This window comes from Neobacillus niacini (genome assembly GCF_023715785.1).
Classification (GTDB): domain Bacteria; phylum Bacillota; class Bacilli; order Bacillales; family Cytobacillaceae; genus Neobacillus; species Neobacillus niacini_E.
The window spans coordinates 82,366-97,099 of record NZ_JAMBOX010000003.1 but is presented as its reverse complement, the minus strand read 5'-3'; the positions used below and the strand labels follow the sequence as shown (position 1 = coordinate 97,099).

The 14,734-nt window shown below is 42.0% G+C and carries 16 protein-coding genes; 10 read left to right on the top strand and 6 right to left on the bottom strand.

Features of this window, described 5'->3' with window-relative positions; translation table 11 throughout:
• Positions 1 to 19: 19 nt before the first annotated feature.
• A complete protein-coding gene (locus M3234_RS08045) occupies positions 20 to 898 on the bottom strand; it encodes a MurR/RpiR family transcriptional regulator (protein ID WP_262304227.1) in 879 nt (292 codons plus the stop codon).
• Positions 899 to 1,059: 161 nt separating this feature from the next.
• Between M3234_RS08045 and M3234_RS08040 the strand changes: the two genes are divergently transcribed.
• Entirely contained in the window at positions 1,060 to 1,704 is a 645-nt protein-coding gene (locus M3234_RS08040; RefSeq protein ID WP_262304226.1) for a YczE/YyaS/YitT family protein, read from the top strand.
• A gap of 38 nt (positions 1,705 to 1,742) precedes the next feature.
• On the opposite strand, the gene M3234_RS08035 is transcribed toward M3234_RS08040, so the two are convergent.
• Positions 1,743 to 2,909: an acyl-CoA dehydrogenase family protein gene (locus M3234_RS08035; protein ID WP_262304225.1), complete on the bottom strand. Its 1,167-nt coding sequence runs from the start codon at positions 2,907 to 2,909 to the stop codon at positions 1,743 to 1,745.
• A 176-nt stretch (positions 2,910 to 3,085) separates the two neighbouring features.
• Between M3234_RS08035 and M3234_RS08030 the strand changes: the two genes are divergently transcribed.
• Complete coding sequence (locus M3234_RS08030; RefSeq protein ID WP_262304224.1) at positions 3,086 to 3,853, top strand: tyrosine-protein phosphatase; 768 nt, start codon at positions 3,086 to 3,088, stop codon at positions 3,851 to 3,853.
• 58 nt (positions 3,854 to 3,911) lie between these two features.
• Here M3234_RS08030 and M3234_RS08025 read toward each other — a convergent pair whose 3' ends face one another.
• Together M3234_RS08025 and M3234_RS08020 are read right to left on the bottom strand one after the other, a co-directional pair.
• Positions 3,912 to 5,237 carry a cation:proton antiporter gene (locus tag M3234_RS08025; protein WP_262304223.1) on the bottom strand — a complete coding sequence of 442 codons (1,326 nt, stop codon included), beginning with the start codon at positions 5,235 to 5,237 and terminating at the stop codon, positions 3,912 to 3,914.
• Between the two features lie 99 nt (positions 5,238 to 5,336).
• Positions 5,337 to 5,771, bottom strand: coding sequence for a hypothetical protein (locus M3234_RS08020; protein WP_262304222.1), 435 nt, complete (start codon positions 5,769 to 5,771; stop codon positions 5,337 to 5,339).
• A 150-nt stretch (positions 5,772 to 5,921) separates the two neighbouring features.
• Between M3234_RS08020 and M3234_RS08015 the strand changes: the two genes are divergently transcribed.
• The 4 genes from M3234_RS08015 (at position 5,922) to M3234_RS08000 (ending at position 7,696) form a co-directional block, all read left to right on the top strand.
• Positions 5,922 to 6,320 carry a PepSY domain-containing protein gene (locus tag M3234_RS08015; RefSeq protein WP_262304221.1) on the top strand — a complete coding sequence of 133 codons (399 nt, stop codon included), beginning with the start codon at positions 5,922 to 5,924 and terminating at the stop codon, positions 6,318 to 6,320.
• A 67-nt stretch (positions 6,321 to 6,387) separates the two neighbouring features.
• Entirely contained in the window at positions 6,388 to 6,873 is a 486-nt protein-coding gene (locus M3234_RS08010; RefSeq protein WP_262304220.1) for a DUF2680 domain-containing protein, read from the top strand.
• Positions 6,874 to 6,955: 82 nt separating this feature from the next.
• Complete coding sequence (locus M3234_RS08005; protein WP_262304219.1) at positions 6,956 to 7,333, top strand: fluoride efflux transporter FluC; 378 nt, start codon at positions 6,956 to 6,958, stop codon at positions 7,331 to 7,333.
• Positions 7,334 to 7,336: 3 nt separating this feature from the next.
• Positions 7,337 to 7,696, top strand: coding sequence for a fluoride efflux transporter FluC (locus M3234_RS08000; RefSeq protein WP_262304218.1), 360 nt, complete (start codon positions 7,337 to 7,339; stop codon positions 7,694 to 7,696).
• Between the two features lie 49 nt (positions 7,697 to 7,745).
• On the opposite strand, the gene M3234_RS07995 is transcribed toward M3234_RS08000, so the two are convergent.
• Positions 7,746 to 8,903: an ABC transporter permease gene (locus M3234_RS07995; protein ID WP_262304217.1), complete on the bottom strand. Its 1,158-nt coding sequence runs from the start codon at positions 8,901 to 8,903 to the stop codon at positions 7,746 to 7,748.
• Positions 8,893 to 9,645, bottom strand: coding sequence for an ATP-binding cassette domain-containing protein (locus tag M3234_RS07990; RefSeq protein ID WP_262304216.1), 753 nt, complete (start codon positions 9,643 to 9,645; stop codon positions 8,893 to 8,895). The genes M3234_RS07995 and M3234_RS07990 overlap by 11 nt, the downstream gene beginning before the upstream one ends.
• A 164-nt stretch (positions 9,646 to 9,809) precedes the next feature.
• Here M3234_RS07990 and M3234_RS07985 point away from each other — a divergent pair, with 164 nt between their 5' ends.
• The 4 genes from M3234_RS07985 to M3234_RS07970 all read left to right on the top strand — a co-directional run bounded on the left by M3234_RS07985 (position 9,810) and on the right by M3234_RS07970 (position 14,618).
• The gene (locus M3234_RS07985) at positions 9,810 to 10,508 is read left to right on the top strand and encodes a LytR/AlgR family response regulator transcription factor (protein ID WP_262304215.1); all 699 of its coding nucleotides are present in this window, start codon (positions 9,810 to 9,812) and stop codon (positions 10,506 to 10,508) included.
• Positions 10,509 to 10,521: 13 nt separating this feature from the next.
• Positions 10,522 to 11,481, top strand: a complete 960-nt coding sequence (locus M3234_RS07980) for a sensor histidine kinase (protein WP_262304214.1) — start codon at positions 10,522 to 10,524, stop codon at positions 11,479 to 11,481.
• A gap of 132 nt (positions 11,482 to 11,613) precedes the next feature.
• Entirely contained in the window at positions 11,614 to 11,991 is a 378-nt protein-coding gene (locus M3234_RS07975) for a VOC family protein (protein WP_262304213.1), read from the top strand.
• A gap of 272 nt (positions 11,992 to 12,263) precedes the next feature.
• Complete coding sequence (locus M3234_RS07970) at positions 12,264 to 14,618, top strand: polyprenyl synthetase family protein (RefSeq protein WP_262304212.1); 2,355 nt, start codon at positions 12,264 to 12,266, stop codon at positions 14,616 to 14,618.
• Positions 14,619 to 14,734: the final 116 nt, after the last annotated feature.

Here is a 14,734-nt window from a genome sequence, read left to right as displayed (position 1 = left end):
AGCACAACTTAACTTGGCTTCATCTTTCCTTTAGTAGGGTACTATGCGATGTTCGATCGTCAATCTTCTTCGAAATGTTTGTTTTATATTCCAGATTTCCTTTATAGTTCAACTTAAATAAACACGAATAGAGTATATCCAGAACCAAATGGATCGAATTGTTCGTCGAATAGCTCGCAATTTTTGAAAACAGCTTTTCTCGGGTTGAGATGGAAAGCGTACAATCTGCAAATTCCTTCAGACTATTTTCCCCGATACTAGTAATGGCGATGATTGGTGTTTTGTTTGTCCGTAAAATCTCGGCAATTCGTAAAACTTCCGACGATTCACCAGAATAGGAAATTAGTATGGCCGTGTCAGTTGGTGAAGAATTAGAAGCCACATAAATCTGGTCTGCTGGCAGGTCCATCATTTCAACCCGGCGATTAATTCTAAGCATTTTATTTCTAAAATCATAAGCCATCAGGAGCGAATTGCTAATCCCGTATACGTTGATGACCCGCGCTTTATCCAAGAGGTCCACCGCTTTTTTTAAATCCTCGTTTTTTAAAAGAGAAATGGTATCTTGGATGGTTTCTGTTGCTAAATGCCCGATTTTGGAAGCAATCGTCAAAAACGAATCCTGCGCATCGAAAGGATAATTCGGGTCAATTTCGGTAAAGTGTCGATTTAAGTAATGCAGTTCCTCAAGATATTTTTCCTTCAATTCATTCCACCCGCTGAATCCAAGCTTTTTGGACAAGCGGACCACTGTGGAGGGCGATGTATACGTCGCGTTTGCTAGGTCTATCGTCGATAGCCTTTCGATATTTTCTTTTTCTTTTAAAATATATCTCGCCAGTATCTCTTCCGATTTGGATAAAGTGTCCAACGATTCCAGTTTATTTGAAATGATCATGATCCGTATAATCCCCTCTTTAAAAAGGTTTTTCAGTTTTTCTATTGAAATCCCCTGAAATATTAGAAACGCTTTCTAACTTTTGCGTAAAGTATTTTAATGTCGTCATTGATTTAATATTATTACATTAGAGTTTTTATCGCAAAAAGGAGCTTGATCGAATGTTCAAGTCTGTTCAAAAATTTCTCATTGTGCTAATCAGCATGACGCTTACAGGTATAGGCGCGAGTTTAGGCATAAAAGCAGCTGTTGGTGTCGGGGCATGGGATGCTTTAAGCTTAAGTGTATCCGGGGTCATTGATATGAAGGTCGGGACTTTTTCCATGATCATGAACATTAGCTGCGTCCTGCTTCAATTACTTCTCCTTAAAAAGGAATTTAAGATTAACCATATTGTTCAAATATTTGTGGCGGTCCTTTTAGGATTTGTCGTTAATTTCATGATTTATGAAGTTTATTCCAAGTTCACCATTGATAGCTATTGGATTAATGTTCTGCTCTTAATTTTATCCGTTATCATTTGTGCGGCGTCTATTTCCGTCATTATGGCGATTAATTTGGTTACATTTCCGTTGGAATCTGTTTGTATGATCATTTCCAAAAAAATCAATAAGAATTTTGGGTTCATCAGACAATTTGTCGACGTTTTATCGATCGTCATTGCCCTCGCAGTTTCATTTTTATTCAATGAAAGCATTACGGTTAGGGAAGGTACGATTATCGCCATGATCCTTTTCGGCCCCTTGTTAAATGTCTTTATGAAATTAATGATGCCTAAGTTAAAAAGTGCGAGATTAGTTGAATAGGAAACTTTAAGAATCCGCAAAAAAAGAGCTGAAAAATTTCAGCTCTTTTTTGGCATATCTTTTTCAATTGCCGATAATGCTAGCTTTTTAATCGTCATATCATCCATTGGCGGGTTGTGGAGGCCGGCGCGGACATCGCGATAATAACGCTGGAGTGGATTCGAACGCTGCAGACTTTTTGCCCCAACAATTCGCATCGCCTTATCAACAATGTTAATTGCCGAGTTCGTGACGGTATGCTTGACGACGCCAAGCTCATTTTCGATAAGACCCCGGCGGGATTCATCATCATAGGCTGCAGCGACACTATAGATGAGATGTCGGGCCCGAATCAATTCTAGATCGATTTCTCCTAGCAGCTGCTGCACATTTGGCAATTGGCTGATAGACCCGTTCAGGCTGTTTGGAGAATGATGATTCGAAAAATGGACGGCGTAATTACGGGCAGCCTGGGCGATGCCAAGGTAACACGCAGGGATATGCAGAACCCAGCCGTTGACTTTTCCTCCTCTTGGCCCATCGAGGCGTTCCACAAGCATGGAATCATCCACAGTCACCCCATCAAGAACAAGGTCATGGCTTCCTGTGCCCCGCATCGAAATGACATCCCATGTTTCTTCAATCGACAGTCCCTCTAAGTCCTTATGAAGCAAAAAGTGCCCCTGCATTTTCTCCTCCTCAATCCACGCCGAGGTTAGAAAGTAGGTTAACACAGGAGACATGGTAGTAAATGTTTTTCGGCCGGTCAGTACCCAAGCTCCATTCTTCCTGACAGCATTTGTCCCTGGCCGTCCGCCCCTTGTAGGACTCCCCGTTTGCGCTTCGCTGGCGGCCCGATTCACCAAAGCGCCGTTAAGGATTTCTGTTGCAAAAAAGTTTAATTGCTCCTCAGTCCATAATTTACTTTCAAAAATTTCCCCAACAACGCCTAGGTTCCAGCCGATTGAAAGCGCTGTGCTGCCGTCAAAGCTGGCCAGTGTTTCTTGAAGCATGACCATGTCATAGACCTTGAGGCTTTCACCGCCGAAATTTGCAGGGAGAGTCACGCTCGGATATCCCATATCGACCAATTCTTGAATATTTTCCTTTGGAAACATGGCCAACTCGTCAATTTCCGCAGCCCTATTTTTAAACTTTGCTTCTAATTTCCGTAATTTTTGCAGCCAATCTTTTTGCTTGTCTGATATGATAAATAAATCCAGCACAATAAACCACCTCTATTATTATCATGGAGAATGCAGGCGCCCCGGTCAATCATTTTGTATCTACGGCCTATAATATGGTTGGAAAGTAACATTCTTACAGTATAACTAGGCAATGTTGAGCCATAAACGGTATAATTATTTTTAAAAAGAAATGCTGGTTAGGGGGGAGAGCAATCATGGATCGTGTCCATCGTGAGATTATTTTGGAAGGAAGTTTCAACTTCCGTGACCTAGGGGGCTATCAAACACCTGAGGGGTACAGCGTGAAAAGAGGTCAGCTTTTTCGTTCGGGGAATTTAAGCAAATTGACGGAAAAGGACATGGAGCTTATCGGCCGGCTCAGCATTAGAAATATCTGTGATCTTCGCAGGGAGGATGAGATTGGGCGTTATCCGGATCCGATTTTTACTGATACCAGATGGAATCACATCCCAGTCAATCCCGATAGAAATGTCGTAAGTCAAGTTAGCGACCTGGGGGAAAATAGTCCTAACTTAAACGAACCCGGGGAGTTATTAATTTACTTGAACCGAAAAATGGTGAGCTATTCTGGGACATTTCGCAAGGTATTTGAGATTTTACTGGAGGAACCGCAGGCACCGATGCTGTTCCATTGCATGGCCGGGAAGGACCGGACAGGGGCTGTGGCAACGCTCATCCTCAGTGCGCTTGGGGTTTCACGCGATGCCATTGAGGAGGACTATTTGTATACGAACACCACATTAGACCGGATGAAGGCACATTTTGCAGGACTCGAGTCTTACAACCGCAAGCAGGTGGACCAGGCCGTGCTCGATGCCATGTTTGAGGCCCGACTCGAATACCTGCATGCCTTTTACGATGAAGTGGAAAAGGGATACGGAAGCATGGATTCCTATCTTAAAGAAGCGATCGGACTAACAGATCGAAATATTAGTAAATTGAAGGCTTATTTACTTGAGTAAAACGCGGGACGGTTCTTGTGTCTCAAAGAATGAGACACAAGAACCGTCCCGAATGTATCTACACCGATTTGTTGAAGGATTTGATTTTTCCGTCTGACCGTGGTTGGGGAATAAGGTTTTCGTCTCCGGGCATTAGTCTCCATCCTTTGTTTACGATGAACCGAAGCCATGTTCCCGGGATCCAGGAAGTGATCAGTGCTAACATAACAAGGATGGCGAAAAATTCTTGATTAATGATTCCCGCTGCATAGGCAACAGAGGAAAGGACAATTCCGGGACCACCGCGGTCATTAATCGCCACTCCCAAATTGAAACTGGTCAATGTATCCTGTTTCATGGCACGTGAGGTGAGGTAAACGGCCAATGTCTGCGTCAAGGTAGCAAACAGGAAGTAAGCAAGGAAGAATAGGGGGTTGAAGTGCCGGACAAGGTCTAGTTGCAATCCTACTGTTGCAAAATAGATTGGGATAAACCAAGAAAAAGAAATATTGCTGACCCCTTGCTCCAGACGTTCAGATACCGCTTTTGGTAAAGCCACTTTGGCAATAATTCCTGCAATTAGTGCTCCGAAAATCGTTTCGACATGAAGATTGCCTGCTAAAGAGGCAAGAATAAACATAATAAACAAAAAATATCCTAAGTTAGAGGAGCGAAATAATATATTTTGCTTAATAATGGTTAAGTGTTTAAATAAAAAATACCCGACAATAAAGGTCCCTACAATAAATCCGAACGATACTCCGATACTTTTTAAGGCTATGCCGGAGGAAAAACCAGCTCCATTACTGGCAATGGCAGTGGCAAAACCTAGCGCAACCCAGAGCAGAATATCATGAATTCCTGCACAGGCTATGACAATTTTTGCAAATCTTGTATGCATAATCCCCAGGTCATTGAAAATTTTGGAGATTACTGGTATTGAAGTGATTGCGATAGAAATGGCTATGACTATTTTCATCGCTAATGGATTATTAGCTGTTCCCAGATAGGGGGAAATATTAAACACATCAGCAGCAAACCAACCGACAATAAAAGCCGGAATTGTGGCACCAATTACTAAAGCTGATGTCATCTTTATATCATCCCGGTTAAATTTAGTTTGAAATTTTAGACCCGAACAGAACATTAACATTAATAAGCCCAATTGGTATAAAAGTCCAAATAATTTGTGTTCAGTCTCGAATCCAAGAAACAGCCATTTAAATGCATCAGGGAATAAGTGTCCCAGTAGCGTTGGCCCTAGAACTAAACCGGCAGCAACTTCTCCAATGACGCGAGGAATATAAATACGTTCAGCTAGATACCCTAATAAGTGAGCCATAGCAAGCAAACATCCCATTGCTAATAGAAAATGACTAATTTCAAAGCTGGTTAAACTAAACATTCCTTTTCAACTCCTTGTTCGATTAGTTTAAGGTATGCCGGAGTTGTCTAGCGGTAGTGGGCAAATCCAATAGACTTTCAAATATAGGTTGTTTCCCTACTAATCTTGAATGAAACGAACCCTCCCGATGGAGTGGTAATGATAATTGTTGAAAATTAACAACTGGTAGTCAGATCCGTTGGCGAGATGAAAAATATGATGAAATTCTTCATCGACATGGTCCCCGTATATGATGACACTATTAAGGTATTTAACCATCGTTCCCAGTTTGCTTATTTTTACAATGGAATATTTAATAGGCCATGAATGATTATGCGTGGATTGTGACCCAACAATGGCAACGGAGTTATTTTCAACGGAAAATTTGTCGCTTAAAAAAAATGGAGCCTCAATTCCAAGTCCCCAATGTATATACCCTTCTTCCAATTGCCTAGCTGGATGAAATCTTTTGTTCAGATACCAATCTTTTATTTTCTTTGGATTGAAGAAACGGGTTATCCCATCCTTTATCCCCCCTGTCCGATAGTCCTTCATACTACATAGTGTTCGATCGATACGTGAAATGTAACGGCTTTGTCCCAGTTTGTCTCTGTTATTCCCAAGATTTTTTTAGGGAGAAAAAGAGCCGCGAATAAGATAACTTTTATGGCACAAAATATAAAAAACTAAAAGGAGTGATAGTGATTGAAAAAGTTAATCTGTTTACTGGCCTTTCTGATTCCTTTCGGGTTTAGTGCCTATTTACAAGGGGGACTTGCCAAGGCTGAGCAACTTATGCAAAATTCCCAAATCTCAGAGAAACAAGCAAAAGAAATTGCTTTGGGTAAGGTGAAAGGGAAAGTAGTCTCAGTCAAGTTGGAAGAGGATGATGGAAGGAAACATTACGAGGTTATTGTCAAAAGCTCTGACGGTACATACGAGGTGGAAATAGACGCCAATACCGGTAAAGTACTGGAAGTAGAACGAGAAGGGTCTCGGGATGGCGATGACGGTGGACACGATGATGACCATGGACATGATGAAGATGGCCATGATGATGATGATGATGATGATGGCCATGATGATGACCGCTACGATGATTAAATAATGGGAAAAAGTTGCATGTCATTTGATATGCAACTTTACATATTTGTAAACAAGGAGAAAACCGATGATGAAAAAAATGGGATTCATTTTATTCTTGTTTCTTTTCTACATGGTACCTAAAGGAATTAGCTTTGCTGAAGTTCCCAAAACCTTGACCAAGGCCTTTACAGACAGGGATGAAGTTAAAGAAAAAGCCACTATCATAAGCGAAAAAAAAGCGGCTGCAAAAAAACAGCAAAAGAAAAAAGTAGTGGAACCAGAGCTAAAGCCTGAGAATTTGGATGATGATTTAGACTGTACAAAAGCTATTCAGTATACGGAAGAACAAAAGAAACACCTCGATCAAATCTATAACCGTATTTATCAGGATTATTATGAATTGATTGAAACGTATGCCTGGGCTGGGGCGTTAACAGATGAGCAAAAACTTGTTCGTCATCAAATGTTACGAAATTATATTCTAACCTTTGCAAAAAGAAATTATCAATGGTGCAGTGAATGGGAAGAAGATGAGTGGGAAGAGGAATGGTTTAATATTGACCGAGATTAGCGACAAACTTCCGTCGAACTGAAATTTGTAAGCAATTTTATAAAAGAAGAGAATATAGTAGTAGAAAAAAGAAGTGATGAGAATGGTATATATTGTGGTAGGTATGGGAGGAATCCTTGGTACATTGTTACGGTATTTTATGGACCAGATGCTTTTGAATTCTTCTCTTCCTCCTTCCTCGGGAATCCTGTTCGCCAATCTAATAGGCTGTTTTATGATTGGCTTTTTTTTATCGTTAAAGGTTGAGAGTATTTCTCCTATGATTCGAACTGGATTTGTTGCAGGCTTCATGGGTTCGTTTACTACTTTTTCTACATTTAGTGTGAAAGTTTTGGAACTTTTTCTCGATTGGGGTTTGAAAACCAGTTCCATTTACCTGCTGCTAACGATTACTGGCGGTTATTTGTTTGTTTCGCTCGGACATGCAGTGGCAAATAAAATGGAGAAAGGGTCCCGCTAACCTATGATGAAATTTCTTTTAATTATTGGAGCGGGTGGCTTTTGTGGAGCCATATCTCGCTATTATCTGAGTAATCTTTTTTCAAAGTGGACAATCCTTTCGATTCCAACCGCCACTTTTATAATCAATGTCCTGGGGTCCCTCGCTGCAGGATTTATTTATGGAAGAAATAATTTTACGAACGAACAACTAAGCTTTCTCACCATAGGTTTCTTGGCTTCATTCACCACCTTCTCCACTTTTAATTATGAACTGCTGCAACTAAACCGAAGTAATAAACACATCCGCTTCTTCCTATACGGCACCGCCATGTACCTAACCTGCATACTTGCCGCCTGCTGCGGGTATTCATGGGGAAAATGAACAGGGGACGGCCTACGTACTAAGTACAAGGGCCGTCCCTTACTTACTCCTAGTTCATCACCCATTTATCTTTCATAAATAGGATTCTTCCGATGATGAACAATACAATCATACAGATTAGATTGCTTGCGATGGTGATTAAGATGTGTTCGTAATCAATTACGCCAAATACCAATTCTTTTAAAAGACTGAATAGATTCATAATAGGAATCGCAAAATGCTTGAATGACAGTTCATTAATCCCGACACTTGAAAGAATCATCGCAGGGAACATGGCCAGCATCATCACAGGTGTGCTGTAGCTTTGCGCCTCTTTGACGGTCTTGCCAACCACGCTCGTCAGCATAAGGAGCGAAGCAGTAAACATGGCGTAAATAATCGAGATAAGAACCGCAATCGTTACAACGAGGGAGGCGTTGTCGCCAAAAGAAATGGATTTTTTAAGATTTTCCGTCAGGAATGTAATCTCAAGAGCGACGACCAGCAGCGTAACCATTCCGGTGACCGCACCGACAGTGGTAATGGTTAGCCATTTGGCCACCAATAAGGTTGAGCGGTTGACGGGTGTCATTAATAACGCTTCCATCGTCTTTTTCTCTTTTTCACCTGCAAACAGATCGGCTGCAGCAGGGCCAGCACCGACCCCAATCGCAATCGCCAGGATTAACGGAATCAACATGGCAAGCAAGCTGGCATTATTGTTTTCACCAGATACCTCATTTTGAACAATGTGGAAAGGTTCGACTAATTCCGGATTCGTCCCGTTCGTTTGCAATCGTTCAGAGATAATTGATTTTTCATAGGCGGCAAATGCATTCTGTACAAACGACATCAAATTGGAAGACTTTTGGCTGAAAGAGTCACCGACAATCTTAACGTCCACCTTTTCTCCGCCGGCAATTTTTTGATTAAAATCCGCATCCATCATCAATGCTGCTTGGGCCTCACCCTTTTTCAGCACTTTCTCCGGATTGGCCGTTTTAACGATTTCAATATTTTTAAAGCCTGCAAAAATGGCATCAGCGTCTTGTGCAACAGCGTTATTCACCGCAAGTTTATAGGATTCTTCTTCTCCGTCAGAAACCATTTTTTCATAAAAGAAAGTTAATCCAGTCATCATAATAACTGGCAAAAGTACGGTCAGCAGCAGTGTCCTGCGGTCGCGGAAGCAATCTTTTATTTCCTTTAAATAGATTTTAAGAAGCATAGTGTTCGTTCCCCCTTACAAGTTTACTCATGAAAATATAGTTCAAATCGCGGCTTCCTTCTGATTTATATAAGGTCTCAAGATCCCCTTGATAGACAAGCTCTCCTTTGTGCATCATCGCAACAGAATCACATAGCATCGACACTTCCTCCATGATATGGCTGGAAAAAATAATCGTTTTGCCGTCCCGCTTTAGCTGATGAACGAGCTGACGGAACACATTGGAGGAGGTAATATCGAGCCCTGTAGTTGGTTCATCAAACAAAATTATGTCCGGATTATGAATCAACGTCCTTGCAATGGCTACTTTTTGGCGCATCCCTTTTGAAAAACCAGAGACTTTACGGTTCAAATAATCTCTCATTCCAAACATTTTTGATAAGTCGTCTATTCGCACCTTTGTTTCATGCTTGCTTAAGCCGTATAGTCCGGAAAAATACTCGAGGTTTTCGCGGGCTGTCAGGCGGTCGTATAATCCTGTTTCGCCGCCAAATAGGACCCCAATTTTCTTCTTGACTTCATTTGGGTTTTTAATCGTATCATAACCGGCGACTGAGACCGCGCCATCTGTAGGTGTAAGCAATGTTGCGATTGTCCGGAGCAAGGTTGTTTTCCCGGCACCATTTTCACCTAGCAATCCGACCACTTGCCCCTCCTTAACGGAAAAAGATACATGCTTTAAAGCCGTTACATATTTGTTTTTATCTTTAAATTGTTTCGTGACGCCTTGAATTTCAATCATGTTTTTTCCACCTCTTCTGTTCGTTTATCTGTGTTTATCATACAAAGAAACTTTGTTGAAATCTGCAGTTATGTCGCGAATTGTCCGTTTTATGTCGCGAAAATGCCAAATCTTTCATTAAAGATGGTAAAATAAAGCAAGATTACGATTTGGAGCGGGTACTTATGAAGGTAGGTCTGGTTGATGATCGGGTTATTGACCTGGATAAATTAACGGGAATTATTGCGGCTATACCAGATTTAGAGATTGTTTTTTCCACCACTTCGGCGGAAGAGGCTTATGAGCAGATTAAGAAAGAAACGGTTGATTTGCTGATTGCCGATATTGAGATGCCGAATTTATCGGGCTATGAGCTGGCGGATATTATCCATTCACATGCTCTCGATATATCTGTGATTTTTGTGACCGGAAACAGCGGTTATGCCGTTCATGCTTTTGAGTTGAATGTCCATGATTACATCATGAAGCCTTATACAAAAGACCGTTTGATCCATTCAATTGAGCGGTTGAAGGAAAAATCAAAGTCGGCCGAGATTGCGGGGCGGCTATATTTAAAACAGAAAAACGATATCCATATTATTCAAAAGAAGGATATTATTTTTATCGAAAGATCCGGTCGTTCATCCACGATTTATACCAAGTCGGGTTCGATTAAAACGTATCAAACTCTTAATGAATTAGAAGGAGAGCTGCGAGAACGTGATTTTATCCGTTCGCATCGTTCGTTTATTATTAACATTCACTATGTAAAGAACTTTTCCCTGTACGCAAAAAATTCCTATATTGTAACTTTTGAGGGGATTGAAGAACAAGCGATGATTACAAAGGAAAAAGTGGACTTTTTACAAGAAAATTATTTTTAAAGGCGGGAAGATCTTGAAGTCGATTTTATATTGGATCATGGTGGTGGTGCTAGGGATCATTCATATCCAGGCTTTGCCGTGGAAAATACCTTTCTATGTGGGAGGTCTGGCATTCCTTTTCTATTCTTATCGAATAATCATTCTCCATTTAACCGTGTTAGGGTTTAGGTGGAATGGTCTGTTGTGGGGGATTCAGTTATTATTGCTTTTACTATACATACCGATGAAGCCCTCATGGATAAATCTCGTACCGTTTATCGTTTTTATCGCGATTGAAATTATTAGGGTGATGGTCGCCGGAAAGTTGGCTTCTTTGCAGTTATCGGTAAAACAACTGGAGGAGCAGGCAACCCAGTTAAATGAAACCTTCCGTGTTGTCCGCAGTGAGCGGCATGATTTCTTGAAGCATGTGAGCGCTGTTCATTTCATGCTTGAAAAAGGAGACGCGGCGGAGGCAAAAGCCTATTTGGACGATTTGGTCGATGACTACGAAGAAACCAACCTGTCCATCAAGGGAGAGCGGGGAAGTGTGGCGGGCGTTCTACATCAAATGTATAAGCGGGCTAAGGCAGCCGGGATTGAGATGGTTTACGATTTTGACCTGCCGCTGTCGACATTTCCTCTATCCGATCGACAGATGGTTGCCCTAATCGGAAATCTTTTGTCCAACAGTATTGAAGCTTGTGAGGAGTGGCAAAAGGAACGGAAAGAGCAGGCCGTGATTACCCTGCAATTTTATAAAAGAAGCGGCTTGTATCTGTTAATCTGTAAAAATAACAGCCTTCCCATCCCAACCGCCATCCTGGATGAGTTGTTCCACAGCTACGGAAAAACCACTAAAGGCGGGGAACACCAAGGACTGGGAACCAAAATGATTCATGACACGGTGAAAGCCTGCCAAGGATTTTTAGACTTTGTCTACAAAGACCAAGAATTTACAGTGAAAATAAAAATACCGGCCATCCAAAAGTGAAACAGGGAGTTTTTATTATTTCCTCGGCAATATTCGACCATTATCGATTGGAGTCAGGTGATGGAAATTGCATTTGGAATTTTTGATTGATAAACTGATTTTGTATTTCACCAATGAAAAGGAGATTCACAGATGATTAATAAGATTAGCAAAGTGACTGTGTATGTAAACGACCAAGAGAAGGCAAAGGATTTCTGGCTTAATAAAATGGGATTTGTTCTAAAAATGGACCAGCCTATGGGTCCGGATTTTTCATGGATAGAGGTCGGACCAAGCGAGAACGAATTTACCACTTTAGTGCTATATTCAAAGGCGGCAATGGAACAGCAACAACCATCTAAGGTTGCCCATCCATCTGTTCTTTTCAGTACAAATGATATCGAAGCAGCCTATGAAAAAATGAACCAAAATGGCGTCCAAGTAGGGGAAATGTTAAGACTGCCATTTGGCACGATGTTTTCATTCAAGGACCAAGACGGAAATGAGTATCTGTTAAGGGAAGATAAATAAGCAGGCATAGTCCTTTATATGACAAAAATTGCTGGTAGCCCTCTGGTTTTGTCCTTAAGCAGGGTGTATGAGGACAAAACCGGGAGGAGCCTTGCTAGATTTGTCATTATGGAGTGCTTATGAGAACAAAATCGAACTGCCTCACCACAAAGTACACCCCCTTTTTATACCCCAATTAAGTTATAAAGTTATTTTTCCAGCACTATATATTTTAAAAAGAAGATATATGATACTCTCAAACTATAAAACCTTAAGCAGAGGTTGTGCTCTAAATGAATAGGGACATAATGAAAGAGGCTTGCTATTGCCAGGCCGAATCCAAAGCGGCAGAATATTTTAAAGAACTTTATGACCAGGTCATCCAAAAAAGCTATATACCTGTATTGACACAGGACATCCAATTGTGGAAGCACAATCATATCCGCCATCCCCTCTTATCCTTCTTTGATAACAAAAAGGTGGTAAACCGCAAATCCAGAGGGTATCACACTTATATCCAATGGCTGGATTACAGGGGGAAACTGGATAATTATCTTGATCGAAGCATTTCCTATCTTTACATGCGAGACCTCGGCAAAGACCTAAACTCACCCGAAACAAAAAGCGAGATTGAGAGAGTCGTAAGCAATTTAAAAAATCAACTTACGACTGACTCAAAAAACTTGGACAAGTTCAGCATAGCCGGGTTGTACCGCTGGGGCCAAGAGGAGAACATTGAAACCACCGTTATCTGGCTGTTCAACAAATTAAAAAGGGTATCAGAAAATATCCCAGAGGGAATGGAGCCGGACCATGCCCAGCGAAAGCTGATCAAAATCATTGCCGGAGTCATCATGCATGTGCTCGATGAGATGGGCGATACTATCCCGCCTGAGGAACGAAGCCAAAAGCTCGACCAGGCAATCAGGCTCGGCTATGCCTATGGTCTGACCTATCCCTATATCGACGACCTTCTGGATTCAGATGTCCTAACAGCAAATGAAAAAAAGAAATACTCCCAGTTAATCCGGACCACGCTTATTACTGAATCCGTGCCGGAATTGGGGGAGTGGACGGGAGCAAACGCCAGCCTCATCGAGTTTATTCACGCAGAACTTCGCGAGGCCTTTGAATACATTAAGGTACAACAACAACCCGACACAAGAAAGCACTTTTTCGAGCAGGCTTATGTGTTTTTTCAATCACAGGAACTTGACCGTGAAAAAGAGCTCACCCATGAACATTACACCAATGAAGACCTTTACATTCCGATTATTTTAAAATCCGCCTCATCAAGGCTAATCGCCCGGTCGGTTATCGGCACGGCAGAGGACGAGGGCTTTCACAATCGAACCTTTTATTATGGCATTTACAACCAATTGGCAGACGATTTTGCCGACATGTTCAAGGACATGGAGGACAGTGCCGTCACACCGTATACCTATTACATGACATATCACAAGCAACGTCCGGACCTGATTAACCCGTTTGAGCTTTACTGGGCGGTGATTGCCAAATTAATTCACAACGTGTATAACTCCGACCCGAAGACCTGTGAAGTGATTCTTGACCGGGCTATCAACGGATTAAAACGAGCCAAGGAGCGGTTGGGAATACGGAAATATAAAGAAGTGATGGAACTGTTGACGGCCGGGATCGCCAACTTCAACCGCCTCGTCCAAAAAATGGTCGTACAGGCGGTTGATGTGGATTTTTTCGATAAACTGCTGCGCGATCATATGGTGACATCTTTACAAACCGATCGCCAGGAGCAGAAGGATTTCTTCGATAAAATTGAAACCGTCCGGGAACAAATCAACAATCACCTAAAAATTCCGAAAAGCAACCTGTTAGAGGACCCAATCGTGGCTGCCGCCAACACCAGTCTGGACGGCGATGGCAAACGGCTTCGGCCGATCATGACCTGGGTTATGGCCGTAGATGGATATGGATTGGACCCGTCAGCCATCGTTCCGCTCCTTCGCTCCTTGGAATATATGCATACAGCATCACTGATTTTCGATGACCTGCCTTCACAGGATAACGCGTCCATGAGAAGGGGGCGGCCAACACTGCACGTATCATATAATGAAGCAATAGCGGAATTAACCGGCCTGTTTTTGACCCAGAAGGCGGTGGAGGAGCAGGCTTCACTTGAAAAATTCGACCCGAAGGCCGTGGTAAAATTGATTCAATATACGGCCCGGGCGACGGCGGATATGTGCAAGGGCCAGGCAATGGACTTGGATTCGAAAGGAAAGCAACTGTCTTTAGACCAGCTGAATCTAATCAGTTACTACAAAACCGGGATTGCCTTCGAAGCCTCGCTCATCATGCCGGCTATTCTCGCTCAGGCGCCAGAGCCGGAAAAGACCTCTTTGGAAAAATTCGCCCGCCACGCCGGAATTGCTTTTCAAATAAAGGATGACTTGCTTGATGTGGAAGGCGAGGCCAACCTGCTCGGAAAAGCTATTGGCAAGGATGAGGAAAACAGCAATTCGACATTCGTATCGGTGTTGGGGCCAGACGGTGCGAGAAAAGCAATGTGGGACCATTACTGCCTGGCCATCGAAGTGTTGGAGGAAATCCCGCACAATACCTCGTTTCTCAAACATTTAATGAATTACATTGTTCACCGGGATCATTGATGAAAGGATGGTTTTATAACTATCCTTTTATTTTTTTCAAAGTAACGCTTGTCCTTTAACGCATAGATGTGTTAAAATCTGAATATTATTAATTTTCTTAAATAAAATCAGGGGGA